This window comes from Amaricoccus sp., from assembly GCF_017995835.1.
In the GTDB taxonomy this organism is placed as follows: Bacteria; Pseudomonadota; Alphaproteobacteria; order Rhodobacterales; family Rhodobacteraceae; genus Amaricoccus.
Map to the genome: position 1 here is coordinate 1 of NZ_JAGOID010000046.1, position 24,120 is coordinate 24,120.

The 24,120-nt window shown below is 70.6% G+C and carries 24 protein-coding genes; 11 read left to right on the forward strand and 13 right to left on the reverse strand.

Going from position 1 to position 24,120, the window contains the following annotated elements; all coding sequences use genetic code 11:
• Positions 1-78 precede the first annotated feature (78 nt).
• The 8 genes from KBA23_RS09000 to KBA23_RS09035 all read left to right on the forward strand — a co-directional run bounded on the left by KBA23_RS09000 (position 79) and on the right by KBA23_RS09035 (position 5,698).
• Positions 79-1,830 (forward strand): acetolactate synthase 3 large subunit, encoded by a 1,752-nt coding sequence (locus KBA23_RS09000; protein ID WP_290739650.1) that lies wholly within the window; start codon positions 79-81, stop codon positions 1,828-1,830.
• Entirely contained in the window at positions 1,827-2,360 is a 534-nt protein-coding gene (locus KBA23_RS09005) for a hypothetical protein (protein ID WP_290739653.1), read from the forward strand. Before KBA23_RS09000 ends, KBA23_RS09005 begins: the two co-directional genes overlap by 4 nt.
• A complete protein-coding gene (ilvN, locus tag KBA23_RS09010; RefSeq protein WP_290739656.1) occupies positions 2,357-2,917 on the forward strand; it encodes an acetolactate synthase small subunit in 561 nt (186 codons plus the stop codon). The genes KBA23_RS09005 and ilvN overlap by 4 nt, the downstream gene beginning before the upstream one ends.
• A 259-nt stretch (positions 2,918-3,176) precedes the next feature.
• Positions 3,177-3,587 (forward strand): hypothetical protein, encoded by a 411-nt coding sequence (locus KBA23_RS09015; protein ID WP_290739659.1) that lies wholly within the window; start codon positions 3,177-3,179, stop codon positions 3,585-3,587.
• Positions 3,584-3,751: a hypothetical protein gene (locus tag KBA23_RS09020; RefSeq protein ID WP_290739662.1), complete on the forward strand. Its 168-nt coding sequence runs from the start codon at positions 3,584-3,586 to the stop codon at positions 3,749-3,751. The genes KBA23_RS09015 and KBA23_RS09020 overlap by 4 nt, the downstream gene beginning before the upstream one ends.
• A gap of 179 nt (positions 3,752-3,930) precedes the next feature.
• Positions 3,931-4,347, forward strand: coding sequence for a hypothetical protein (locus KBA23_RS09025; RefSeq protein WP_290739665.1), 417 nt, complete (start codon positions 3,931-3,933; stop codon positions 4,345-4,347).
• A gap of 21 nt (positions 4,348-4,368) precedes the next feature.
• Positions 4,369-4,674 carry a hypothetical protein gene (locus KBA23_RS09030; RefSeq protein ID WP_290739668.1) on the forward strand — a complete coding sequence of 102 codons (306 nt, stop codon included), beginning with the start codon at positions 4,369-4,371 and terminating at the stop codon, positions 4,672-4,674.
• A gap of 37 nt (positions 4,675-4,711) precedes the next feature.
• Positions 4,712-5,698 carry an IS30 family transposase gene (locus tag KBA23_RS09035; RefSeq protein ID WP_290739671.1) on the forward strand — a complete coding sequence of 329 codons (987 nt, stop codon included), beginning with the start codon at positions 4,712-4,714 and terminating at the stop codon, positions 5,696-5,698.
• Positions 5,699-5,846: 148 nt separating this feature from the next.
• On the opposite strand, the gene KBA23_RS09040 is transcribed toward KBA23_RS09035, so the two are convergent.
• Positions 5,847-6,137: a SelT/SelW/SelH family protein gene (locus KBA23_RS09040; RefSeq protein ID WP_290739674.1), complete on the reverse strand. Its 291-nt coding sequence runs from the start codon at positions 6,135-6,137 to the stop codon at positions 5,847-5,849.
• Positions 6,124-9,732, reverse strand: a complete 3,609-nt coding sequence (locus KBA23_RS09045) for a hydantoinase B/oxoprolinase family protein (RefSeq protein ID WP_290739677.1) — start codon at positions 9,730-9,732, stop codon at positions 6,124-6,126. Before KBA23_RS09045 ends, KBA23_RS09040 begins: the two co-directional genes overlap by 14 nt.
• Positions 9,733-9,970: 238 nt before the next feature.
• Between KBA23_RS09045 and KBA23_RS09050 the strand changes: the two genes are divergently transcribed.
• A complete protein-coding gene (locus KBA23_RS09050; protein WP_290739680.1) occupies positions 9,971-10,678 on the forward strand; it encodes a molecular chaperone DjiA in 708 nt (235 codons plus the stop codon).
• A 15-nt stretch (positions 10,679-10,693) separates the two neighbouring features.
• Here KBA23_RS09050 and KBA23_RS09055 read toward each other — a convergent pair whose 3' ends face one another.
• Positions 10,694-11,914, reverse strand: a complete 1,221-nt coding sequence (locus KBA23_RS09055; protein WP_290739714.1) for a mandelate racemase/muconate lactonizing enzyme family protein — start codon at positions 11,912-11,914, stop codon at positions 10,694-10,696.
• A gap of 143 nt (positions 11,915-12,057) precedes the next feature.
• Positions 12,058-13,437: a DEAD/DEAH box helicase gene (locus tag KBA23_RS09060; protein WP_290739683.1), complete on the reverse strand. Its 1,380-nt coding sequence runs from the start codon at positions 13,435-13,437 to the stop codon at positions 12,058-12,060.
• Between the two features lie 165 nt (positions 13,438-13,602).
• On the opposite strand from KBA23_RS09060, the gene efp reads away from it, so the two are divergent.
• A complete protein-coding gene (gene efp, locus KBA23_RS09065) occupies positions 13,603-14,166 on the forward strand; it encodes an elongation factor P (protein WP_290739686.1) in 564 nt (187 codons plus the stop codon).
• A gap of 30 nt (positions 14,167-14,196) precedes the next feature.
• On the opposite strand, the gene thpR is transcribed toward efp, so the two are convergent.
• Genes thpR through KBA23_RS09085 form a run of 4 tightly spaced genes read right to left on the reverse strand, consistent with a single transcriptional unit; the run spans position 14,197 to position 16,788 of the window.
• Positions 14,197-14,760 carry an RNA 2',3'-cyclic phosphodiesterase gene (thpR, locus tag KBA23_RS09070; RefSeq protein ID WP_290739689.1) on the reverse strand — a complete coding sequence of 188 codons (564 nt, stop codon included), beginning with the start codon at positions 14,758-14,760 and terminating at the stop codon, positions 14,197-14,199.
• Positions 14,761-14,767: 7 nt separating this feature from the next.
• Entirely contained in the window at positions 14,768-15,685 is a 918-nt protein-coding gene (gene rbsK, locus KBA23_RS09075; protein WP_290739692.1) for a ribokinase, read from the reverse strand.
• Positions 15,686-15,688: 3 nt separating this feature from the next.
• Positions 15,689-16,138 carry an RbsD/FucU domain-containing protein gene (locus KBA23_RS09080; protein ID WP_290739694.1) on the reverse strand — a complete coding sequence of 150 codons (450 nt, stop codon included), beginning with the start codon at positions 16,136-16,138 and terminating at the stop codon, positions 15,689-15,691.
• Positions 16,138-16,788 (reverse strand): SGNH/GDSL hydrolase family protein, encoded by a 651-nt coding sequence (locus KBA23_RS09085; protein ID WP_290739697.1) that lies wholly within the window; start codon positions 16,786-16,788, stop codon positions 16,138-16,140. The genes KBA23_RS09080 and KBA23_RS09085 overlap by 1 nt, the downstream gene beginning before the upstream one ends.
• A 359-nt stretch (positions 16,789-17,147) precedes the next feature.
• Between KBA23_RS09085 and KBA23_RS09090 the strand changes: the two genes are divergently transcribed.
• A complete protein-coding gene (locus KBA23_RS09090) occupies positions 17,148-17,444 on the forward strand; it encodes a hypothetical protein (protein WP_290739700.1) in 297 nt (98 codons plus the stop codon).
• Here KBA23_RS09090 and KBA23_RS09095 read toward each other — a convergent pair.
• The 5 genes from KBA23_RS09095 to KBA23_RS09115 form a co-directional block, all read right to left on the reverse strand.
• Entirely contained in the window at positions 17,425-18,246 is an 822-nt protein-coding gene (locus KBA23_RS09095) for an amino acid ABC transporter permease (protein ID WP_290739717.1), read from the reverse strand. The two genes, KBA23_RS09090 and KBA23_RS09095, sit on opposite strands and share 20 nt — an antisense overlap.
• Positions 18,247-19,029, reverse strand: coding sequence for a transporter substrate-binding domain-containing protein (locus tag KBA23_RS09100; protein ID WP_290739703.1), 783 nt, complete (start codon positions 19,027-19,029; stop codon positions 18,247-18,249).
• 145 nt (positions 19,030-19,174) lie between these two features.
• Positions 19,175-20,908, reverse strand: a complete 1,734-nt coding sequence (locus tag KBA23_RS09105) for a choice-of-anchor Q domain-containing protein (protein ID WP_290739705.1) — start codon at positions 20,906-20,908, stop codon at positions 19,175-19,177.
• A 483-nt stretch (positions 20,909-21,391) separates the two neighbouring features.
• Entirely contained in the window at positions 21,392-22,909 is a 1,518-nt protein-coding gene (locus KBA23_RS09110; RefSeq protein WP_290739708.1) for a peptidoglycan -binding protein, read from the reverse strand.
• 4 nt (positions 22,910-22,913) lie between these two features.
• Positions 22,914-24,120: biopolymer transporter ExbB (locus KBA23_RS09115; protein ID WP_290739711.1), on the reverse strand; the 1,207-nt coding region annotated here is incomplete at its 5' end.

Below are 24,120 nucleotides of genomic sequence, written 5' to 3' on the forward strand. Positions count from 1 at the left end.
CCCCCTCGCCGGGGGTTTTTTTGTCGCCCGCAGCCTTGGCCCGATGCCCCGACCGACCGAAGACCGGAGAAGAGACCGATGCACCGCACGATGACTGGCGCCCAGATCGTCATCCAGGCCCTGAAGGATCAGGGCGTGGACACCATCTTCGGCTATCCGGGCGGGGCGGTGCTGCCGATCTATGACGAGATCTTCCAGCAGAACGATATTCGTCACATCCTCGTCCGCCACGAGCAGGCGGCGGCGCACGCCGCGGAGGGTTACGCACGCTCGACCGGCCGCCCCGGCGTCGTCCTCGTCACCTCCGGCCCCGGCGCGACCAATGCCGTCACCGGCATGGTCGATGCGCTGATGGATTCGATCCCGATCATCGTGCTCTCGGGCCAGGTTCCGACGTTCATGATCGGCAACGACGCCTTCCAGGAGGCCGACACCGTCGGCATCACCCGGCCGTGCACGAAGCACAACTGGCTGGTCAGGGACACCGCCGACCTCGCCGCGACGATCCACAAGGCCTTCCACGTCGCCACCCACGGCCGTCCCGGCCCGGTGCTCGTCGACATCCCCAAGGACGTCCAGTTCGCAACGGCGGCCTACACCGCGCCGGAGGCGGCGCGGACGCACTATTCGCCGCGCACCAAGGCCGACCCGGCGGCGATCCTCGCCGCGGTCGAGGCGATGGAGCGCGCCGAGCGTCCGATCCTCTACACCGGCGGCGGCGTCATCAACGCCGGCCCCGAGGCGAGCGCGACGCTCAGGGCGCTGGTCGAGGCGACCGGTTTCCCTGTCACGTCGACGTTGATGGGCCTCGGGGCCTATCCGGGCTCGGGCAAGGCCTGGATCGGGATGCTCGGGATGCACGGCACCTACGAGGCAAACTGGGCGATGCACGACTGCGACGTCATGATCTGCCTCGGCGCCCGCTTCGACGACCGCATCACCGGCCGGCTCGACGCCTTTTCCCCGCATTCCTTCAAGATCCACGCCGACATCGACCCCTCGTCGATCAACAAGAACGTCCACGTCGACGTGTCCGTCGTCGGCGACGTCGGCTCGGTCATGGCGGACATGCTGGCGCTGTGGAAGGAGCGCGGCGGCAAGACCCGTTCCGAGGCGGTGGCCAAGTGGTGGAAGCAGATCGAGCTGTGGCGGGGCAAGCACTGCCTCGCCTTCCGCAACTCCGACAAGGTCATCAAGCCGCAATACGCGCTCCAGCGCCTCGAGGCGCTGACCCGCGGCCGTGACCGCTACATCACCACCGAGGTCGGCCAGCACCAGATGTGGGCGGCGCAATACATGACCTTCGACGAGCCGAACCGCTGGATGACCTCCGGCGGGCTCGGCACCATGGGCTACGGCTTCCCCTCCTCGATCGGCGTGCAGATCGCCCACCCGGATGCGCTCGTCATCAACGTCGCCGGCGAGGCGTCGTGGCTGATGAACATGCAGGAGATGGGAACCGCGGTGCAGTTCCGCCTGCCGGTCAAGCAGTTCATCCTCAACAACGAGCGGCTCGGGATGGTGCGCCAGTGGCAGGAACTCCTGCACGGCGAGCGGTATTCCTCGTCGTGGTCCGAGGCGCTCCCGGACTTCGTCAAGCTCGCCGAGGCCTTCGGGGCCAAGGGCATCCGCTGCACCGACCCGGCGAAGCTCGACGACGCCATCCAGGAGATGCTCGACCATCCCGGCCCGGTGATCTTCGACTGCCTGGTCGAGAAGCACGAGAACTGCTTCCCGATGATCCCGTCGGGCAAGGCGCACAACGAGATGCTCCTCGGCGAGGACGCGACTGAGGGCGCCATCGGCGCCGACGGCGCGGTGCTGGTGTGACGGACGAGGCATCGGACAAGCACAGCTTATGGTCGAGCCTTCGAGAGGAGTATATCGAGTACGCCTTTCTCGGAGAACTCTGCCGCGAGTTCTGGCGCCGTGACCAGCCTGTCGACGTCCTGCGCTCACATACTGATCAAGCTGGATTCGACATTGTCATGGAAACCGGCCCGACCCAGCGCCACGTACAGATCAAGAGCAGCTTCGTCGGATCGAGTACGCGCGTTCAGAAGATAAACCGCAAGTTGGAGGAGAAGACCGGCGGCTGCGTCGTCTGGATCTTCTTCGAGAGGGAGACTCTGGCGATCAACCACTACCGCTGGTTCGGTGCGGACTGTCCCAGGTCCGAGATGCCCTCCCTGGGCCATAGGGTAGTCAAACACGTCAAAGGAAACGCCCAAGGCGTGAAATCGGTTCGCCCCGGTCTCCGCGCGCTGGTCTGGGGAGATTTCCGCCACGTGGGGTCGACGTCAGAACTCGCCTCGCTCCTGTTTCCGAATGACCTTACTCGGGAGAAAACAGTCGCATGAACGCCCTCCACCTGCGCAAAGGCGCCACCCGCCACAGCGCCTATGACCTGCGCAATCCGCTCGGCGACCGCCAGGAGACCCACACCCTCGCGGTCCTCGTCGACAACGAGGCCGGCGTGCTCGCCCGGGTGATCGGCCTGTTCTCCGGCCGGGGCTACAACATCGAGAGCCTGACCGTGGCCGAGACCGATCACGAGGGCCACCGGTCGCGCATCACCATCGTCACCACCGGCACGCCCGCGGTGATCGAGCAGATCAAGGCCCAGCTCGGCCGCCTCGTCCCCGTCCACGAGGTCCACGACCTGACCGTCGAGGGGCCCTCGGTGCAGCGCGAGCTGGCGCTGATCAAGGTCGCGGGCGCCGGCGAAAAGCGGGTCGAGGCGATGCGCATGGCCGAGGTCTTTCGCGCCCGCATCGTCGACACCACGCTCGAGAGCTTCGTCTTCGAGATCACCGGCGCGCCGGACAAGGTCGACACCTTCGTCGCCCTCATGCGCCCCCTCGGCCTCGTCGACATCGCCCGTACCGGCGTCGCCGCCATCACCCGCGGGGCCTGATACGGTTTCCGTCTGAAGACTTCGGCGTCAAGGGTTTACGGCGGATCCTTCGATGCACGCCTTATACCGACGAGCCTACCAAGCTACCCGGCGCAACACGGGCTAACACGCGTGATAGATAGGGTAACTACCTGAATACACACGATAAAAACCCCAAAGGTCGAAAAAGGTCCGCGAGTCGTTTCATGAGCCCGCCGGTATTATGCACGACGTATGCACAACGCATACGCCAAGAAAAAGAGGCGGGATTGAATCGTTAATGCAGGCGCCGGTGAGTTCCAACGCGAAGTGCAACACCGTCGTTGTTGCACGGGAGCAGGTCTGCTCGGACTGCTACCAAGACCTGGTGATGGTGGGCGTCGCCGGCCTTGCGGTCATCCGGCTCGCCCAGATCGGGCGGGCCAACCTCGGTACCGCCGCGATGACCCGCGACCTGCCCGCGCCGGCGCGCGGTCAAGGGCGACTATCTGAGGCTCAGGGCGTGTCTGAAACCATGAACGACGAATGGGATACCGCCTCGCGGCGGATTGATTTAGTTGGGGAGAGTCGGCGATGGTTCAAATATGGGAGCGAAGGGGGGTCGATTCGTCGTTGGTCTGCGCCGCCTCGTTGCTTCCTGCCGGGCAGCGTTGCCTCATCTGTCAATCATGCAAGGAACCCAACGATATGACGAAGACGGTTGTCGAGACGATCTACGGCAAGTACTCGAAGTACGAGGTTGTCAAGGACAGCGGGCTAATCAGCACCCGGATCACCCTTTACAAGGACGGCAAAGTCGAGGGCTCGTATTCCAGCGTGGCCGAAGCAGTCGAGGCCGCGCGGCGCAAGGGGTGAAGTTGAAGCGCGACTGCGGTAGCGGCGCGCACTAGGAAGAGCGATGTCCATGCCAGAAAGCTCGCAACTTGGCGACTCTACGTTACTCAGATCGAATCGATGGCATCATCGCGGCGATAATCCCGGCGGCGGTCTTGCCCGCGAATGGCGGCGTTTCGTAAAGAATTGGAGCAGATAGGATGAGCTTGTTCAATCGACTGACCGGTGGACGCGAAACCACACTCGACTCGAAATCGGCGATCCTGCTCGCATGCATCACGATGATCGCGGCGGACGGCGACATCGACGATGACGAGATTGCGATCTTGCGAAGGATTGATGGTCCGCGAGAGACGCCTGCTTGGGACAACGCCGTGAAGGCTTGGAAGGCGCATAACTTGGACGAATGCATTGCGCTAGTGGCCAAGTTCATCGAACGATCGCATGTAAATCCGCTCATGGCGAACCTGATCGACATCGGCATGGCCGACGGGCATCTGGCGAGCCGGGAACAGCAGTTGCTCGAGGCCTATATGGAGGCGCTGTCTCCCGATCAGTCCCGCGTCGAGGCGTACGTCGAGGTCATCGGAGAAAAGAACTCCGTTTCGACCATCTGAACACGTCGGGACTGCGGGCCGATGGTCGAGGTTTTGACGCTTGGGGTCATGGTGAGCGGGTTTCTCATTATGATGGGAGCCACCTTTCTAGGGAAGCGACTCTTGGCCCTCACGCTTGCCGCGGCCTTCGTCGGCTCCGCGTTTGAACCTGTGCTCATGAAAGCATCGCCCGACCTGCTGGCAAGTGTTCCCGCTTGGGTGCGTATCGCCGGCGTCACGATCGTAGGGCTTTGGATACTTCAAGCGCTGATCACCTTCCTGTTCGGCAGGAAGGTCGCCGACGCCGCGGTGAGTTCCAGCGTGAGGTGCAACACCGTTGACGGATGAGGTATCCGTCTGTCGCCAAACAGAAAACGGTGATGCCATGCGAGGGTATGCTCATCTGACTGCCGATGAAAGGGATCGGATCGCCGGGCTGAAGGCCGACGGCGCCTCGCTTCGGGGGATCGCGCGGGCGCTCGGCCGGGCGGCGTCGACCATCTCGCGCGAGCTGCGGCGCAACGCGCTCGACAGCGGCGTCTGGCGGCCGCACGTGGCGGACGGCGCCTACATGTTGCGCCGGCAGCGGGCGGCGGTTCTCGAGACGGATGCGGAGCTCGCGGACTACGTCACGGCCCGGCTGTCCGAGGGTTGGACACCCGAGCAGATCGCCGGACGGCTGCGGCTCGGGATCGAGACCGGCCTGCGGGCGGTCTGCGCGGAGGCGATCTACGGCTGGGTCTACCGCCCCGGCCAGAAGGCGGAACGGCTGTGGCGCCTGCTGACCCGCGGGCGCGCCCGGCGCCGAAAACGCCACGGCCGGGCCTCCAAGGATATCATCGCCGAGAAAACCCATATTTCTCAGCGATCTTGCGATGCTGACGCCCGCGAGACGGTGGGGCATTGGGAGGCAGATCTGGTGATCTGCAAGCGCTCCCGCCCGGTGCTGGTGCTGCACGAGCGCAAGACCCGGATCACGCTGATGTCGCGTCTCGCCGGCAAGACCGCCGCCGAGACCGTCGCCGCGATGATGGCCACCTTCCGGCGGCTCGATCCGAGGATGCGCGGCTCGGCCACCTTCGACAACGACACCTGCTTCGCGCGCCACACGCTGCTGCGCGGCATGCTCTCGGCCACTACCTACTTCTGCGACGCCTACGCCAGCTGGCAGAAGGGCGGGATCGAGAACGCCAACGGCCGTATCCGACGATGGCTCCCGCGCGGGACCGACCTCGACGCGCTCGACGAAGCCGACATCCAGGAGATCGCCATGACCATCAACCTCACCCCGCGCAAGTGCCTCGGCTACCGATCCCCGGTCGAGGCGTTCCTGTCAGAGCTTGGCAGGAACCTCGAAATCCGGTTTGCTTGAAGAAACCGTTGCGCTTCGCGGTGGAATCCACCGCCAGCGCCGGGCCGGCCCATGCGCCGCGTCGACGTCGCGTCAGCGGCGCCGGCGCGCCCGCGGCGCGCTGCGCTGTCGCGGCGGCTTCACCGTCTCGGGGATCGGCCGGCCGGCCCTACGTGCTGCCGTCGGTATGCCCCAGCCTGCGCTCGGGCGCGATCCGGTCGCGCACCCGCCGCTTCAGCTCCGCGGCGTCCGGGAAGCCGCCGTCGCGCTTGCGCTCCCAGACCAGTTCGGGCCCGACCTCGACCTCGAAGATCCCGCCGGTCCCGGGCTCCAGCAGCACGCCGCCCAGCTCATCGGAGAAGGTCGAGAGCAGTTCCTGCGCCATCCATCCGGATCGCAGCAGCCAGCCGCAGAGCCGGCAGTAGCGGATGGTCACGACCGGTTTTTCAGGGCTCGCCATAGCCGCCGCCTCCCGGGGTCTCCAGCACCCAGACGTCGCCCGGCCCCACCCGGCGGCGATCGGCGGCGCCCAGCGTCTCGTGCGTCCCATCGGCGCGCAGGATGCGTGACCGCCCGACCGCGCCGGGGCCGCCGCCGGCGAGCCCGGGCGGCGGCACGCTGCGGTGGCCGGCAAGGATCGCGAGCGTCATCGCCTCGAGGAAGCGGATGCGCCGGGTCACCCCGTCGCCGCCGGGGAACCGGCCGGCGCCGCCGGAGCCCTTGCGGATGCGAAACTCGTCGAGCACCACCGGGTAGCGCCATTCCAGCACTTCCGGGTCGGTCAGCCGCGAGTTGGTCATGTGGGAATGCACCCCGCTCGTGCCCGGATGCCCGGTTCCGTCCGAGAGCACGCCCGCGCCCGTGCCGCCGCAGACGGTCTCGTAGTACTGCCGCCGGTCGTCGCCCCAGGTGGTGTTGTTCATCGTCGACTGCGCCGCCGCCTGCACCCCGAGCGCCAGGAACAGCGCCGAGGTGACGGCCTGGCTGGTCTCGACGTTGCCGGCGATCACCGCCGCGGGGTAGTCCGGCGACAGCATCGTGCCTTTCGGCAACACGACCTCGAGCGGCTTCATCACGCCTTCGTTCATCGGGATGTCGGCGTCGACGAGGCAGCGGAAGACGTAGAGCACCGCCGCCCGCGTCACCGGCTCGGGCGCGTTGTAGTTGGTGGCGAGCTGCGTCGTCGTGCCGGTGAAGTCGATCCGCGCCGTCCGCGCCGCCTTGTCGACGTCGACCCGCACCCGGATCGCCCGCTTCGTGTCGTCGACGGCGTCGTCCATCGGATAGACCACCTCGGCGTCGTGCAGCGCCTCGATCGCGCGGCGCACGCTCTCCTCGGCGTTGTCCTGGACGTGGCGCATGTAGGCCTCGACGACGTCGAGCCCGAAATGCGCGACCATGCGCCGCAGCTCCGCCGCGCCCTTGGCGCAGGCGGCGACCTGGGCGCGCAGGTCGGCGAGGTTCACCTCCGGCGAGCGCGCCGGCCAGTCGCCCGAGAGGAGCAGCGCCCGCGTCGCGTCCTCGCGGAAGCGGCCGTCGTCGACCAGCTTCCAGTTGTCGATATAGACGCCCTCGTCGTGGATCGTCCGGCTGTCCGGGGGCATCGAGCCCGGGGTCAGCCCGCCGACGTCGGTGTGGTGGCCGCGCGCCGCCGTGAAGAACAGCACGCGCGCGCCCGCGTCGTCCCAGACCGGAGAAACCACCGTGATGTCGGGAAGATGCGTGCCGCCGTTGTAGGGCGCGTTGAGCGCGAATACGTCCCCCGGACGCATCCCCGGGTTCTGCGCCACCACCGCCTGCACGCTCGCCCCCATCGAGCCGAGATGCACCGGCATGTGCGGCGCGTTGGCGATGAGGGCGCCCTGCGCATCGAAGACGGCGCAGGAGAAGTCGAGCCGCTCCTTGATGGTCACGCTCGCCGCGGTGTTCTCCAGCACCGCCCCCATCTGCTCGGCGATCGACATGTAGAGGTTGTTGAAGACCTCGAGCAGCGCCGGGTCGGCGTCGGCGCCGATCGCGCGTTCCGTCCGCGCGGCGACCCGCTCCATGAGGACGTGGTCGCGCGCAGTGATCCGCGCCCGCCAGCCCGGCTCCACGAGGATCGAGGTGTGGTCCTCGACGATCACCGCCGGCCCGCTCACCCGGTCGCCGGGGGCGAGGGCGCCGCGGCGGACGAAGCGGGTCTCGACCCAGCCGCCGTGCAACCAGACCGGCGCGGTCAGCGCGACCTCGCAGGCGTCCTCCGGCCGCTCCACGAGGTCGCGCGGCGGCTCGCGCAGGTCGGCCGCCTCTCCGACGGCCTCGACCTCGACGGCGTGGATGACGAGGGCCGCGCCCGGCTCGAAGCCGAACCGCGCCCGGTGCGTCTCGGCGAAGGTCGCGCGCATCTCCGCGAGCGTGCCGAAGGGTACGGCGAGCGCGGCGTCGGCGCCCTTGACCTTCAGGTGCACGCGCTGCGTGAGGCGGATGGCCCGTTCCGGCACGCCCTGCGCCTCGACCTCGCCGAGGACGACCACGCCGAGCCCGTCGAGCCGCGACGCCGCGGCGAGGCGGCTCGCGGCGTCGAGATCGGCCTCGACCGCCTCGACCCGGCTGGCGCGGATGTCGGCGAGCCCCATCCCGTAGGCGGAGAGCAGCGAGGCCATCGGGTGGACGAGGCAGACCCGCATCCCGAGCGTGTCGGCGATGGCGCAGGCGTGTTGCGCCCCGGCGCCGCCGAACACCGTCAGGCAATGCTCGGTCACGTCGTGGCCGCGCTGGACGCTGATGGTCTTGATCGCGTTCGCCATGTTCTCGACCGCGATGCGCAGGAAGCCCTCCGCCACCTCCTCGGCCGGCTTGCCGATCCCGGCGGCGAGGGTCGCGAACTTCTCCCGCGTCGTGCGAAGATCGAGCGGCAGGTCGCCGTCCGGGCCGAAGATCGGCGGGAAGAACTCCGGGCGCAGGCGGCCGGTCAGGACGTTGGCGTCGGTCACCGCGAGCGGCCCGCCGCGGCCGTACGCCGCCGGCCCCGGGTCGGCCCCCGCGCTCTCCGGGCCGACCCGCATTCGCGCGCCGTCGAATTGCAGGAGGCTGCCGCCGCCGGCCGCGACGGTGTGGATGAGCATCATCGGCGCGGTGATGCGCACGCCGGCGATCTCGGTCGAGAGGACGCGCTCGTAGGTTCCTGCGAAGTGGCAGACGTCGGTCGAGGTGCCGCCCATGTCGAAGCCGACGATCGCGTCCTGCCCGGCGATCTGGCTGGTGCGGACCGCGCCGACGACGCCCCCCGCCGGCCCGGACAGCACCGCGTCCTTGCCCTGGAAGCGCCGCGCGTCGGTCAGCCCGCCGCTCGACTGCATGAACATCAGCTTGCCGGTCATGTCGCCGGCGAAGGCGGCCGCCACCCGGTCGACGTAGCGGCGCAGGATCGGGGTGAGGTAGGCGTCCACCACCGTGGTGTCGCCGCGGCTGACCATCTTCATCAGCGGCGAGACCTCGTGGCTGACCGAGACCTGCCCGAACCCCGCCGCCCGCGCCAGCGCCGCCGCCCGCGCTTCGTGCGCGCGATGCCGGTAGCCATGGACGAAGACGATGGCGCAGGCGTCGAACCCCGCCGCCCGCGCTGCCGCGAGTTCCGCCGCCAGGTGCGTCTCGTCGAGCGGCGTCTCCACCGTTCCGTCGGCCCGCACCCGCTCGCGGGCTTCGATGGTGCGCGAATGCAGCATGTCGGGCAGCACGATGCGCCGGTCGAAGAGCCGCGGCCGGTTCTGGTAGGCGAGGCGGAGCTGCTCCCCGAGCCCCTGCGTCGTCACCAGCACGACCGGGTCGCCCTTGCGCTCCAGCAGCGCGTTGGTGGCCACGGTGGTGCCCATCTTGACGCTGGCGATGCGCTCCGCCGGGATCGGCGCGTCCGCCCCGAGCCCGAGGAAATCGCGGATGCCCTGCAACGCCGCGTCGGCGTAGCGCTCGGGGTTCTCCGACAGGAGCTTGGCGCGATGCAGCTCGCCCGCGGGGTCCCGGGCCACGATGTCGGTGAACGTGCCCCCGCGGTCGATCCAGAAATCCCAGGCCACGGCGCGCCCTCCCGTCCGTCCTTGCGCCCGTAGTGACCACGGCAGGGGGGCGCACGCAAGCCAGGCTCCCGCATCCTCGGGGGATCTGCCGGCGGCGCCGTGCGGCTCCTTCCCGCACGCTCGCCCGGGGTCCCGGAGTGACCGCGTGCCCGCCGTCCGCGATGCGGCACGAGCTCGCCGTTTCCGTCCCGACGTTTTCGCCGTTCTCCCTCGCCCCGCGCGTTGATAGGTTCGGGGCATGTCGATCTGGACCCGCCTCGCCGAGATCGTGAGCGCCGTCGTCGCCAAGGGCGAGGGCCTCATCGCGCTGTTCGATCGGCGCGGCGCGCCGCCGGAGAAGAGCGTCGCCTTCACCATCGCCATCGTCTGCCTCGGGGCGAAGATGGCCAAGTCCGACGGCCAGGTGAACGTCGCCGAGGTGCGCGCCTTCCGCCAGGTGTTCCAGATAGCGCCGGAGGACGAGGCCGCGGCCGCGCGGGTCTTCAACCTCGCCCGCCAGGACGTCGCCGGCTTCGACGCCTACGCCGAGCGCATCGCCCGCATGTTCCGCCGCCAGCCGCGCATGCTCGAGGACATTCTCGACGGCCTCTTCTACGTCGCGGTCGCCGATGGCGGATACGCGGACGAGGAGCGCGCCTTCCTCGGACGGGTCGCCGAGATCTTCGGCATCCCCGCGGCGGTCTTCGCCTGCATCGAGGCGCGGCGGACGGGCGACGCGTCGCGCGATCCCTGGCAGGTGCTCGGCCTGCCCCGCGACGCCGACCTCGCCGAGGCGCGCACACGCTGGCGCAAGCTCGTGCGCGAGAACCATCCCGACCGCCTCGTCGCCCGCGGCCTGCCGCGGGAGAGCGTGACGCTCGCCAACGCGAGGCTCGCCGCCATCAACGCCGCGTGGGAGGAGCTGTCCGCCCGTCTCGCCCACCCCGCCCCGAGCGCAGCGGAGTAGGCGCCGCCCGCGCCTTCAGCCGCCGCCGAAGCGGGCGCCCCGCGGGTCGGCCTCCTCGGCCTGCATCTCCAGGTGCAGCCGCTCGCCACGCCACGGATGCGCCCGCGCCAGCGCCTCGTCCAGTTCCACCCCGAGCCCCGGCCGGTCGGGCAGACGCACATGGCCGTCGTCCCAGTCCCACGCCCCGCCGATCAGCGCGCCGTGAAAGCCGCCGCCGGTCAGGATCGTCTCGAGGAGCAGGAAGTTCGGCAGCGACGCCGCGAGCTGCGCCGCCGCCGCCCAGGCGACCGGCCCGGCATAGAGATGCGGCGCGACCTGCGCGTTGAACCCCTCCGCCATCGCCGCGATCTTGCGCGCCTCCAGAAGCCCCCCGACCCGGCCGAGGCTCGGCTGCACGACGCCGGCGCCCCCGGCCCGCAGCAGCGCCGCGAATTCCTGCTTCGTCGTCAACCGCTCCCCTGCGGCGACCGGAACCCGCACCGCCGCCGCCACCCGCCCCATTTCCAGCGGGTTGTCCGGCGGAACCGGCTCCTCGAACCAGAGCGGGTCATAGGGCTCGATCCGCCGCGCCAGCCGGATCGCGCCGGAGGTGGTGAACTGCCCGTGCGTGCCGAAGAGCAGGTCCGCCCGGTCCCCCACCGCCGCCCGCACCGCCCGGCAGAACGCTTCCGCACGGTCGAGTTCCGCCATCGCCGGCTGCCGGCCGCCGTGAATCGTGTAGGGCCCGGCCGGATCGAACTTCACCGCCGTGAACCCGTGCCGCTCCACGAGCGCCGCCGCCGCCTCCGCCGAGGCGTCAGGGTCGTTGTAGAACGACGCCGGATCCTGGTCGTCCCGCGGATAGAGATAGGTGTAGGCCCGGAGCCGGTCGCGAAGCCGCCCGCCCCAGAGCGCGTGGACCGGCCGCTCCCGCGCCTTGCCGAGTAAGTCCCAGCAGGCGATCTCCAACCCCGAGAACGCGCCCATCACCGTCGGATCCGGCCGCTGGCTGAACCCGGCGGAATAGACCCGGCGGAACATCAGCTCGATGTTCTCCGGGTTCTCGCCTTCCATGTGGCGCGCGAAGACGTCGGCGATCACCGCCTGCATCGCCGCCGGCCCGACCGTCGCGGCATAGACCTCGCCCCAGCCGGCGATGCCGCAGACCGTCGTCACCTTGACGAAGATGAAGTAGCGCCCACCGAAGCCCGGCGGCGGGTTGCCGACCACGATGACGTCGAGACCCGCGAGCCGCATCCGCTCCCCCGTCATCCCCTCGCGCGTCCGGCCCCGCGCCGGCCCGGGGAAGCATAGCGGTCGCCGCGCCGTCGTGCGAGCCTCGCCCGGCCGCGAGGCGCGGGCGCCCGGCGACCCGAAGCCGCCGCGCCGCCCGACAGGGATCAGCCGTGGCGGCCCGGCCGCGGCGGCGCCGACCGACCGGCCCCGGCCGGACGCGCGCCGCAGCCGTCCCGGACCGGGTCCTTCGGACCGCCGAACGCCTCCGGCGCGGGACGCGCCAGCGCCCGCTCACGCAGGAAGGCGACCGCCACCCGCTCCGCATCATGGGCGGCGAGCAGCCGCGCCGCGGCGGCCCGCTCGTCGGGCGCCGCCGCCGCGCCCAGTGCTGCGTCCGCGAGCAGGCGGGCCTCGTTCCGGGCGAGGATGGCCGCCCGGCACGGCGGCGCAACCCAGTCGAGCGCGACGCCGGCGCCGGCCGCCAGCAGCCGCGCCCGCCGCCGCAGCGCGTGCGGCGCCAGCAGGACGGCGTGGCCGCGCCGCCCGGCCCGTCCGGTGCGCCCGGAGCGATGCGTCAGCGCCGCCGCGTTCTCCGGCAGGTCGGCATGGATCACCAGGTCGAGGCCGGGCAGGTCGAGCCCACGCGCCGCGAGATCGGTCGCGACGCAGACCCGCGCCCGCCCCTCGCGCAGGGCCGCCACCGCCGCAGTCCGCTCGCGCTGGGGCAGGTCGCCCGAGAGCGCCGCCACCCGGAAGCCGCGCTGCGCCAGCCAGCCGGCAAGCTCGCCCACCGACTCGCGCCGCGCGCAGAAGACGATGGCCGCAGCCGGCTGGTGCAGGAGCAGCAGGTTCGCCACCGCCGCCGCTCGGTCGGCTGGGTCCACCGCCATCGCCTCGAAACGGATGTGGTCCGTCGCGCTCCCGGCCGCGTCGATCCGGACCGCGTCGCGCTGGTACTGCGCCGCCAGCGCCTCGATCCGCCGGCTCACCGTCGCCGAGAACATCAGCGTTCGCCGACGCGGCCCGGCCGCCCCGAGCAGGAAGTCGAGATCGGCGCGAAACCCCAACTGGAGCATGTCGTCGGCCTCGTCGAGCACGACGGCCACCCCGTCGAGGTCGAGCGCCCGGCGCTCCGCCTGGTCGCGCAGTCGCCCGGGCGAGCCGACGACGACCTCGCAGCCCGCCGCGAGCCGCGCCCGCTCGGCGCGCGGGCAGTCGCCGCCGGCGCAGCAGACGACGCGCAACGGCACATCGGCGTAGAGCCAGGCGAGTTCGTCGCTCACCTGCCGGGCGAGTTCGCGCGTCGGCGTGACCACCAGCGCCCGCGGAACGCCCGCGACGACCGGCCGGCCGGCCGCGTCGAGCAGCGATCCGGCCAGCGCCAGCCCGATGGCGATGGTCTTGCCGGACCCCGTCGGAGCCGAGACCAGCATATCGCGGTCCCGCCCCGCCTCCAGAACGGCGTGCTGCACCGGGGTAAGCGTCTGGTATCCACGGCGCGCGAGCGCGCGGCCGAGCGCGTCCGGGACGCGGTCGCTGGTCATGTGTGCTCTTTCCGGATAGTGATCCGAAGCCCCCCTGGTCGCGGGAAGAATACCGCGACCGCCTCGCCCGGACCTGCGGCCGGCAACTTGCCAGCGCCTGACCAAGCACCTATAGCGGCGACAAATTTCCGAAAACTGAACGCGAGAAAGCTGAACGGACGCCCCATGCCCAAGATCAACGGCAACGAAATCCGCCCGGGCTACATCCTCGACCACGACGGCGGCCTCTGGGTCGCGGTCAAGGTCTCCCACGTCAAGCCCGGCAAGGGCGGCGCCTTCGCCCAGGTCGAGCTCAAGAACATCCGCGACAACCGCAAGCTCAACGAGCGGTTCCGCTCGGCCGACAAGGTCGAGCGCGTGCGCCTCGACCAGAAGGACCAGCAGTTCCTCTACGAGTCGGACGGGCTCCTGCACTTCATGGACGCCGAGACGTTCGAGCAGGTGACGATCCCGGCCGACATCTTTGGCGACCGCCGCCCGTTCCTTCAGGACGGCATGACGATCTTGGTCGAGTACTACGAGGACGAGGCGCTGAACGCCCAGCTCCCGGACAAGGTCGTCTGCAAGATCGTCGAAACCGAGCCGGCCGTGAAGGGCCAGACCGCCGCCAACAGCTTCAAGCCCGCCATCCTCGACAACGGCGTCCGCGTCATGATCCCGCCCTTCGTCGGCGAGGGCGAAGCGATCGTCGTCTCGACCGAGACGATGGAGTACGTCGAGCGCGCCTGAACGTCAGGTCCAACCGGTCCACAGGCGGCGTCAAGCGGCCCCTGCCGGCCACAGCGGATAGGTCTCCATCGTCTCGTAGGACGCGCCCGCCCGGCCCAGCCGCGAGCGTGTGAGTTCGAAGGACGCCACCGGGAACGGCCCCGCCTGGAATCGCGCGCCACGCGCCACGAAGGCGCGCAGGCGCTCCAGTTCCTCCGCCGTCGGCGCGGCGTTCATTCGCGCGAGCGTCACGTGTGGTCGCCAGCGTCCGCGCTCCAGCGCCACTCCGGCGCTGCGGGCAGCCTGCGCCACCTTGTCGCGCAGCCGCGTCAGCGTCTCGTCGGCCGCGATCTCCGCCACGACCGCACGCCCGCCACGCCAGGACTCGAACAGGTCGAGCCCGTTGAAGCGAAGCGGGAACGTCGGGCTGCGGATCGCCAACAGCGCGGAGTGGACGTCCTCGACCTCGGTCTCCGGTCGCTCGCCGAGGAAGGCGAGCGTCAGGTGCAGGTTCGCCGCCTCGACGAGGCGCCCGGCCGGCATCCCGGCCTGCGCGGCGACGAGCGCGGCCACGGCCTCCTCCGCCGGGGTGATCGAGACGAAGGCGCGTATCACGACCGCATCACCGCGCCAGCAACGCCTCCACCTCGGCGCGCGTCGGCATCGACGGCGCCGTGCCGGGCCGTGTCACCGAGATCCCCGCCACCGCGCAGCCGAAGCGCACCGCCTCCACCGGATCGACGCCGCTCGCCAGCGCGGCGGCAAAGCCGCCGTTGAAGGCGTCGCCGGCCCCGGTCGTCTCGACCACCGGCCCCGCGCTCACCGAAGGAACCACCACGGACCGCTCGCGGTCGTGATAGAGCGCCCCGCGCGCGCCGAGCGTCACGACCACCGCGCCCACGCCGCGCCCGAGCAGCAGTTCCGCCGCCGCGCGCGCCGCCTCGTCGGAGTCGACCCGGATCCCGGTGATCTCCTCCGCCTCGGTCTCGTTCGGGGTCAGCACGTCGCAGAGCCCGAGCACGTCGTCGCCCAGAGTCTGCGCCGGCGCGGGGTTCAGGATCGTCCGCACTCCGGCCTTTCGCGCGATCAGAAGCGCCCGCGCCGCGGCCGGGAGAGGCTGTTCGAGCTGGGTCATGAACACCCCGGCCCGCCGGATCAAAGCCGCCTGCGCGTCGATGTCCGCCAGACCGATGCGTCCACCCGCTCCCGGCGCGATGATGATCGCGTTGTCTCCAGAACCCGCCTCGACGAAGATGAAGGCCGCGCCGGTGTAGCTGTCAGGATCGCGCACGACCGCCGGCCGCACGCCTGCCTCCGCCCATGTCGCCAGCGCCATCCCCGCGAAGGCGTCGTCGCCGAGCCGCGTGATCATGTGCGTCTCGACCCCGAGCCGCGCCGCCGCGACGGCCTGGTTGGAGCCCTTGCCCCCCGGCCCCAGCACGAAGCGCTCGCCGAGGACCGTCTCGCCCAAACGCGGCATCCGCGCCGCCCGGTACGAGGTGTCAGCGACGAAGACCCCGAGGATGACCACCGGCTTCATGACTCAGTCCTCCGGCGCAATGACGCCCTTGCGGAAGGCGAAGCAGCCGTAGAACCGGCGCTCCCCGGTCTGGATCACGGCATAGGCCGTCTTCGCCCGCTCATAGAACGCATAGCGCTCCACCCCGATCAGCGGCCACGGCTTGCCCTCGGCCGCGTCGACCTCGGCCTGCACCTCCGCCGCCACCGGCAGGATCGTCGTGGGCTCGCCCACGACCTCCATGCGCGCAGCGGAGTCGTCCACGAAGGTGTCGAGCGGATAGACGGAGAGCACCGCCCGCGCCACCCGCGCCGCCGGCGCATCGATCCGCAGCAGCCGCCCGAGCGTCGTCCTGCGCGCCAGCGCGTCCGCGGGAAAGTTCGTGTCCGCGAGAATCAGGTCGTCGCCGTGGCCCATCGCCCGCAGCGCATGGAGCACGTCCGCGTTCAGCAGCGGGTCGATCCCCTTCAGCATCAATCCGCCTCCATCTGGCGTACCGCCGCCGCGACGGCCCGGCCGAGCGCGTCATGGGCCGCCGCATCGAAATGCACGCCGTCGAGCGGGCTCGACGCGATCACGGCGCCCGCGTCGAGAAACGCCGCGCCCGCCTTCGCCGCCACGGCGGCATAGATCGGCGCGAGCCGGGCCGACTTCGCCGCCCCGCCGGCGAAGATCTCGCCGAGGCAGCCCGCCTCCAGCACCGGCGGCGGACAGACGATCAGCAGCGCGGGCGGCCCCTCTCCAGGGCCGCAGAAGCTCTGGCGGATCGCCAGCGCCAGCCGTTCGACGGACACGCCGATCTCGATCGCCGGAACCTGGAACCGCACCTTGAGATCGTTGGTGCCGAGCATCAGCACGACGACGTCGATCGGGCGATGGCTCTCCAGCACCGCCGGCAGGACCGCGATCCCGCTTTTGTGCACGCCGGAGACCGGATCGGGATGAACGGTCGTGCGCCCCGGCAATCCCTCCTCGATCACCCGCCACCCGGCGCCGAGATCGGCCGCCATCACCCCGGGCCAGCGCTCGGCCGGGCCAAAGCGGTCCATGTCCTCGAGCCGCGCCATCGGCGCCGTCCCGTGGGTGTTGCTGTCGCCATAGCAGAGAACGACCCGCTCGCCCATGCGCCCCTTCCGCCGCGATTTTCCCAAGTCGTAGCCTGCCCCCGCCCGGCCTCGCAAGCCCCGGAGGCCCGCCGGTCCTCTCCAACCCCCTCTCGTCCACGGCCGTTGTACGAACACTGGCGGGCCGCTATATTCACCACATGAACACCGCGCACCTCCCCCGCACGACAGGATCCGCCCCTGCACCGCGCTTCTCGACGGGCCAGCTCGTGGCAAACGCCGCCATCGCAGCCGTCGGAACGGGCGCGGCGGTCGCGGCCGTGTCCGGTCTCTTCCTGCCTGCAGTCGTGGGCGGCCTGATTGGCGGCGTCGTGGGCTATACAGCGACGAACCGGATCCCCGCCGACGGCGACCGCTAGGTGGCCAAATCCACCGCCTTCTCGCTCGTCGTCGCCATTGTGGCGCTCGCCGCCTTCCATCTCCTGAAGGGTACGGGAGCGCCCTCGCCCGATCAGCGCGCCTATGTCGCCGTCGCGGTCTCGTCATTCAACTGCGCGGCGATCCTCGGCCTGTTCGTCATTCTCTACCGCTCGGAAGGCCTCAACGACGAGGCCTTTGGCAAGACCTTGCGGAACAACATCTCCACCGTCATCGGCGCGCTCCTCATCAGCTTCGTCTACACCGGCTACGACCTCCTCACGAGCTTCCGCCGCTGACCTTGGCCCCCGCGGACCTGAGCCGCCGCTCCACCCCCCTCAGCGCCAGCGAGAGCCCGATCGTCATCACCAGATAAAAGAACGCCACCACGTTGTAGGTCTCGAAGAACCGGAACGAGCCGGAGGCGTAGATCTTGCCCAGCTGGGTGATGTCCGCCACGCCGAGAACCGAGACGAGCGAGCTGTCCTTCACCAGCGCCACGAAATCGTTGCCGAGCGGCGGCAGGGCGGTCCGGACCGCCTGCGGAAACACCACCAGGCGAAACCGCAGCCAGCCGCCGAGGCCCAGCGCCTTGGCCGCCTCGACCTGTCCGTGATCAACCGACTGGATGCCGGCGCGGAACACCTCGGCGAGGAAGGCCGAGTAGCCGATCGCCAGCGCGGCCACCGCCCGCCACAGCAGCGGCAGGTCGCGCGTCTGCATCTCGCCGAGCCCGAGTGGCGCCGCGAGCGCGTTCCACCCCGCGACCAGCGCCGGCGCCGCGACGAAGGCGACGTAGAGCAGGAGCACGATGATCGGCACCCCGCGCACGATCTCGACGTAGAACCGCGCCGATTGCCGCAGCACACGGCGCTCGGACAGGAGCCCCACCGCGAGCAGCAGCCCCCAGGCCGCGGCGCAGCCGAAGGCGACCAGCGTCACGAGGACGGTGATGCCCACGCCCTTCCAGAGCGTCGCGGCGATGGCGGCATAGACCGGGTCGCGCGCGATGGCGAGCGCGATCCAGAGCCCGATCCCGCCGGCGACCGCCAGCCACCAGGGGAAGTCGCGGCGCGGGCCGCCGCCGGGAGGCGGTGCCAGTTACTGCCCCATCTGATAGTCGAGAAACCACTTCTGGCTCAGCGCGTCGAGGGTGCCGTCGGCCTTCATCTCGGCGATGGCGGCGTTGACCGGCGCGACGAGGTCGGAGCCCTTGGGGAAGATGAAGCCGAAATCCTCCGCTCCGAGCGGCTCGCCGATGATCTTGAGCTTGCCCTCGTTCGCCTTGACGTAGCCCTGCGCCGCCACCCCGTCGGTCAGCGCCAGGTCGACGTCGCCGGCGATGAGCGCCTGCAAGCCTGCCCCGAACGTCTCGAAGAAGCTGACGCGGGGGTTGGCCTCGTTGCCGTCGAGAAGGTCGTAGACGGCGACGTAGAACGGCGTCGTCCCCGGCTGCGCCGCGACCCGGCCCTCCTCGAAATGCATGAAGCTCTCGGCGTCGTCGAACCGGGTCTCGTCGGCGCGCGCCAGCATGAACATCTCCGAGCGCAGGTATGGGTCGGAGAAATCGACCATCGTCGCCCGGTCGTCGCGGATGGTGATCCCGGTCATGCCGATGTCGAACTGTCCTGCCGAGACCGCCGGGATCATCGCGTCCCAGGAACTGTTCTCGTAGCGGACCTGGAAGTTCAGCCGCTTCGCGATCTCGGCCATGGCGTCGTACTCCCAGCCGATCGGCTCGCTCGTGCCCGGCGCGACGAACTGGAGCGGCGGATAGGCGTTCTCGGTCACCACCACGACCTCGCGCCCGCCGAGATCGGGCAGTTCGGCCGAGGCCGCGGCGGGCAGGAACGCGAGGGCGGCGGCGAGGACGAGACGGCGCATGTGGGCGGACCTTCCGGCTGAGGCGACGCCCGGGAGAATGCGGCAGCCCGGCCCGACGGGCAAGACCGCGGCGCTAACACGCGTGATATTCTGACAAGCTATTGATATTAGCTAATATTTGTCGGACCTCGCAAATCCGGCGCCTTCATGTCAGAAGAAAATCCGTCGCGTCGATCGCGACCGCCGGCACGCCGTCGAGGCGGATCGATCCCTGCGCCGCCACGAGCACGATCGCGCCGCCGCCGTCCGGCGTCACCTCGACCTCGGTGGCGAAGGACGCCGCGGTGATCCCGAGCGGGCGCAGGTCGATGCGATCCTGTCCGCCCTGCGCGCCGGCGTCGAAGTCGAGGATCGCGTCGTCGCCGAAGCCTTCGCCGAAGACGAAGCGGTCCGGTCCCCGGCCGCCGCGCAGGATGTCGTCGCCGCCGCCTCCCCAGATCCGGTCGTGACCTGCGCCGCCGCGCGCATCGTCGTCGCCGCCGCCGCCGCGGACGCTGTCTCGGCCCTTCTCGCCGAGGATCAGGTCGTCGCCGCCCATCCCCCTCAGCGTATCGGCGCCGCCGCGCCCGCGGATATCGTCCGCGAGGTCGCCGCCCGTGAGCTCGTCCGCGCCCGGCCCGCCGACGAGCGTCAACCCGCCGCCGGCGCCGGCCTCGAACGCCCCGAGGTCGGGTGCGTCGTCGCGCGCGAAGCCGCGCTGGTCGGTCGCCGTCGCGCTCGCCGGATCCGCCGCCCCCGCCGCCGGGCCGTCGCCGCGGATGGCGACGGTCCGCGTCGGCCCGCCGTTGTCGGCCAGAACCCCGGCGAAGATGCCGGGGGCGATCTCCGTTGTCGCGACGAAGACATCGGCGGCGGTGACGTCGCCCACGTCGTTCACGCCGTCGAAGAGGTCGCCGCCGAGGATGTTGCCGCCGGTCAGAGCCAATGCGCCGACCACGTCGTCCGCCACCGAGTCTGTCGCATTGCCCGACACAATGCTGTTGATGAGCGCGACGGACTGTCCCTCGATGCCTGCTCCGCTCGCAGGATCATAGCCGGAGGTCGCAACATTGCCCGTGACCGTGCTGTGCGTCACGGACACCGCGCCCAGGCTGAAGACGCCCCCTCCCTGCGATTGGAAGTAGCCATACGCGGGCGTGACGACATTGCCGGCCACGGTGCTGTCGACAAGGCTCACGCCATCGCGGCCGGAGATCCCCCCGCCAAAGCCAAAAACGGTGTTGTTGCTGATCGTGCTGCGCATGACAGAGACGTACCCGCGGCCGTCGATTCCTCCCCCTCCGCCGTCGAAGCTGCCGCCGTCGTTTCCGTCGATCGTGCTGCCGTGCACGTACACGTCGCCGAACGACCAGACGCCGCCGCCGCCGTAGTTGGCCGTGTTCCCGCCGACCAGGCTGCCGGTCACCTTCACGCTCGACATCGCGCCAACGCCGCCGCCATTGCCGGCATGGTTGCCGGTGATCTTGCTGTTCTCCAAGGCAACGACGTTCCCGAAAACCCCGCCCCCCGCGTATTCAAAGCCGCCCTCGTTGTTGCTGATGAAGCTGTTCGTGACGACCACCGTGTCACCGGCGACACCACCGCCCAGCGCCTCTGTCCGGTTCCCGGACACCGTGCTTCCGTCGACGGAGAGGAGATCCGAGGCGAAGACGCCCCCGCCGCCTCCGCCATACCCCCCGGAGCTGTTGCCGCTGACGGTGCTGTCCGTCAGCGTCACGTCGGTTCCGCGCACGGCGCCCCCCGACTCGTCTGTGCGCCCGCCGGTCAAGGTCAGGCCGTCGAGGGTCAGCGCCGCGCGGGCGTCGAAGATGCGGCTGTTGTCGTCGAGCAGGCCGGAACCTGAAGCATCAACGTCGGTGATCCCGCCCGGGAGCGTCACGTCGTCGTCGTTCGCGTCGCCGGTGATCGTCGCCCCCGCGGAGCCGCCGACGATCGTGAGCTCGTCGGTGATCCCGACCTGACCGCTTGTCAGACGGATCACGTCCGCCGCCTCGCCGTCGAAGACGGAGGCGTCGAAGCGGATCTCGTCCGCGCCCGCAAGCGCATTCGCCGCGGCCACCGTCGTCCGCAGGGAGCCGGCGCCGCTATCCGCGGCAGAAGTCACCATGAATGTCGCCATTGCCATCCCTCACTATGAGAAGGTGCACACAAATGACCGGGACGTGGCCGGGATGAATCCGGCGGAAATACGCGCCCGATTTTTAAGACTAGCACGGTTTTCAGCCACAGTCATCAAGCGCAGCGCGCTCTCGGGGCCGGTCGCGCCGAGACAGGCGGAACTGCACAGGTACGCTGCGGCGCGCGCCAAACTGACGCGGCCAGGTTTCTTCGCGGCCGAGCACGGAGCCGCAGGGTTGCGAACCTACCGCTCCGTGAACTTCAGCTCGATGCGGCGGTTGCGGGCCAGCGCCTCGGGGCTGTCGCCCGGGTCGATCGGCTGGTACTCGCCGAAGCCGGTCGCCGCGAGGCGGTTGGCGGGCACGCCCTGGGCGGCGATCATGTAGCGCACCACCGACAGCGCGCGGGCCTGGGAGAGGTCCCAGTTGTCGCGGAACGAGCTCCCCGGCCCGAGCGGCGTCCTGTCGGTGTGCCCGTCCACGCGCAGGACCCAGTCGATGTCCGGCGGGATCTCGCCGGCGATCTCGCGGATCACCGCCGCCACCCGCGCCACCTGCGCCTGCCCCTCGGGCCCGAGCGTCGCCGAGCCGGGTGCGAACAGCACCTCGGACGGGAAGACGAAGCGGTCGCCCACCACCTGCACGCCCTCGCGCGCGCCGAGGATCTCCTGCATCCGTCCGAAGAACTCCGAGCGGTAGCGGCGCAGGTCCTTCGCCTCCGCCTCCAGCCGCGCGCGCTCGCGCGCCTCGAGGTCGGCCCGGGCCTGCTCCTCCGAGGCCACCCGGGCCAGCGCCGCGTTGAGGTTCGCGCCCAGCGTCTCGATCTGCACCTTCGCGTCCGCGTCGCGATCCGCGGCGCTGTCGAGCAGCCCCTGCAACCCGTCGAGCTGGCGGCGCAGTTCCGCCGTCTGCTGGTTCAGCACCGCGACCTGGCGCTGCGCCTCCGCCGAGGCCTGCTCCTGCTCGGCCAGCAGGGCCCGCGCCTGCGCAAGCTCCGCCGCCCGCCGCTCCGCGTCCGAGAGCGCCGTCGCCTCCGTGCCCGAGAGCCGGTCGCGCGCCGCCTCGGCGGCGGCGAGCAGCGTCAGCGTCTCTTCGGCCCGCTTGCGCTCGGCCTCGAGGGAAAGGGTCATGGCGGTCAGCTCGGCCTGCGAGCCCGCGAGCCGCTGGCGCAGTTCCTCGGCCGCGGCGGCTTCGGCAAGGCGGGCCGCCTCGGCGTCGTCGAGCGCGGTCCCCTGCGCCGCCGCATCGGCGCGCAGGCTCGCCACCAGCGCCTCCAGCGCCTCGCGTCGGGCGGCGGCGAGACGCGCGGCCTCCTTCTCGGCGTCGACCTCGGAACGGGCCTGCGCCAGCGACAGCTCCAGCGCCTGCGCCGCCGTCAGCCGCTCGGCGCTCTCGGCCTGCGCCGCCTCCAGCGAACCCGTCAGGTCGGTGTTGCGCGCGATCAGGCTCGCCACCTGCGCCTCGAAGTCGGCGAGCCGCTCGGCCTGGGCGTCGCGCTCGCCGGTCAGCGTCGAGATCAGCGCCGCCTGCGTGTCGGCCTGCGAGCGCGCGAGTCCCAGCGCGTCGGCGAGGTTCGCCACCTGCACCGAAAGCTCGCCAAGCTCCCTGTCCTTGCCGGTGATCGTGTCGCGCAGCACGAACTGCACGATCATGAAGATCGACAGCACGAAGAACAGCACCAGCACCAGCGCCGTCATCACGTCGACGAAGCCCGGCCATATCAGCAGCTGGAACCGGTTTCCCCGCCGTGACGCCAGCGCCATCGCCCTACCCCCGCCGCGCCGCCAGGCTGCGCAGCGCCTCGGCGACGCCGGCGATGTCCTGGCGGATCTCGGTCACCAGATCCTGCCGCCCGCCGGCCATGTCCTCGAGGATGCGCAGCACCTGGGTGTCGATCGAGCGCAGCCGCGCCCGCGTCTCGGCGTCGAGCCGGCCGGTCTCCTCGTCGCGGGCGGCGAGCATCCGCGCCGTCGCCTCCTGCGCGGCCACCATGCGCTCCGTGAGCGCCCGGTCCTCGGCCTGCGCGGCGAGCGCCGCGCCCGTCGCCTCCTGCGCCGCGACCAGCCGGTCGAGAAGGGCCCGATCCTCCGCCCGTCGCTCCGGCGAGGCGATCAGCCGCGCAAGCTCCTCCAGCCGCGCCTCGGTGGCCGCGGCCCGCGCCGCGCCGGCCTCCACCACCTCGCGCAGGGCGTCGATCTGGATGGCGCTCTGCTCGATGACCCCGAGGAGCGCGCCGGCGGACAGCGGCTCGTCGGCGTCCACCCCGGCGACGCCGAGCTTGGTGATCGAGGACAGCCACTCCTCCAGCTCGCGATAGAAGCGGTTCTGCGCATGGCTGGCGAAAAGCTCCAGCAGCCCCACCACCAGCGACCCGGCGAGGCCGAGCAGCGACGAGCCGAAGGCGGTGCCCATGCCGCCGAGCTGGCCCTCGAGCCCGCGCATCAGGCTGTCGAACCCGGCCGCCGCGCTCTCGCCCTCCTGCGGGGCCATCGAGCGGATGGTGTCGACCACCGCCGGCACCACGGTGGCGAGGCCGTAGAACGTGCCGAGCAGGCCGAGGAAGATCAGGAGCCCGATCAGGTAGCGGGTGAGGTCGCGCTGTTCCTCGATGCGCACCGAGACGCTCTCGAGGATCGAGCGCGTCGAGGTCGAGGACAGCGCCCGGCGCGCCCGCCGCTCGCGCAAGAGCGTGGCGAGCGGCGCGAGCAGCCGCGGCGGCGCGGCGATGTCGTGGCCGGCCCGCTCCAGCGCGAAGCCCTCGATCCAGCTCACCGAGGCGATGAGCGAGGTCACCTGCCAGAAGCAGGCGGCGACCCCGACGAAGAAGACGAGGACGATGAAGATCTTCAGGTAGGGGGAAGCGGCGAAGATGCCCGCGAGCTGCGGATAGAGCAGGATCGCGCAGGCCGCGGTCAGCCCGAGCACGACCAGCATCATCACGACCTGCCGGACCGGCTGGGAGAACTGCGGCTCC

Bases quoted from the DNA above. Each gene is read 5' to 3' on its own strand.
- KBA23_RS09060 (WP_290739683.1), bottom strand. From the start codon at position 13,437: ATGACCAGCGACCGCGTCCCGGACGCGCTCGGCCGCGCGCTCGCGCGC.
- KBA23_RS09015 (WP_290739659.1), top strand. From the start codon at position 3,177: ATGCAGGCGCCGGTGAGTTCCAACGCGAAGTGCAACACCGTCGTTGTT.
- KBA23_RS09110 (WP_290739708.1), bottom strand. From the start codon at position 22,909: ATGGCGCTGGCGTCACGGCGGGGAAACCGGTTCCAGCTGCTGATATGG.
- KBA23_RS09080 (WP_290739694.1), bottom strand. From the start codon at position 16,138: ATGCTGAAGGGGATCGACCCGCTGCTGAACGCGGACGTGCTCCATGCG.
- KBA23_RS09000 (WP_290739650.1), top strand. From the start codon at position 79: ATGCACCGCACGATGACTGGCGCCCAGATCGTCATCCAGGCCCTGAAG.
- efp (WP_290739686.1), top strand. From the start codon at position 13,603: ATGCCCAAGATCAACGGCAACGAAATCCGCCCGGGCTACATCCTCGAC.
- KBA23_RS09035 (WP_290739671.1), top strand. From the start codon at position 4,712: ATGCGAGGGTATGCTCATCTGACTGCCGATGAAAGGGATCGGATCGCC.
- KBA23_RS09025 (WP_290739665.1), top strand. From the start codon at position 3,931: ATGAGCTTGTTCAATCGACTGACCGGTGGACGCGAAACCACACTCGAC.
- rbsK (WP_290739692.1), bottom strand. From the start codon at position 15,685: ATGAAGCCGGTGGTCATCCTCGGGGTCTTCGTCGCTGACACCTCGTAC.
- KBA23_RS09020 (WP_290739662.1), top strand. From the start codon at position 3,584: ATGACGAAGACGGTTGTCGAGACGATCTACGGCAAGTACTCGAAGTAC.
- KBA23_RS09100 (WP_290739703.1), bottom strand. From the start codon at position 19,029: ATGCGCCGTCTCGTCCTCGCCGCCGCCCTCGCGTTCCTGCCCGCCGCG.
- KBA23_RS09050 (WP_290739680.1), top strand. From the start codon at position 9,971: ATGTCGATCTGGACCCGCCTCGCCGAGATCGTGAGCGCCGTCGTCGCC.
- ilvN (WP_290739656.1), top strand. From the start codon at position 2,357: ATGAACGCCCTCCACCTGCGCAAAGGCGCCACCCGCCACAGCGCCTAT.
- KBA23_RS09030 (WP_290739668.1), top strand. From the start codon at position 4,369: ATGGTCGAGGTTTTGACGCTTGGGGTCATGGTGAGCGGGTTTCTCATT.
- KBA23_RS09055 (WP_290739714.1), bottom strand. From the start codon at position 11,914: ATGCGGCTCGCGGGTCTCGACGTCATCGTGGTCGGCAACCCGCCGCCG.
- KBA23_RS09040 (WP_290739674.1), bottom strand. From the start codon at position 6,137: ATGGCGAGCCCTGAAAAACCGGTCGTGACCATCCGCTACTGCCGGCTC.
- KBA23_RS09085 (WP_290739697.1), bottom strand. From the start codon at position 16,788: ATGGGCGAGCGGGTCGTTCTCTGCTATGGCGACAGCAACACCCACGGG.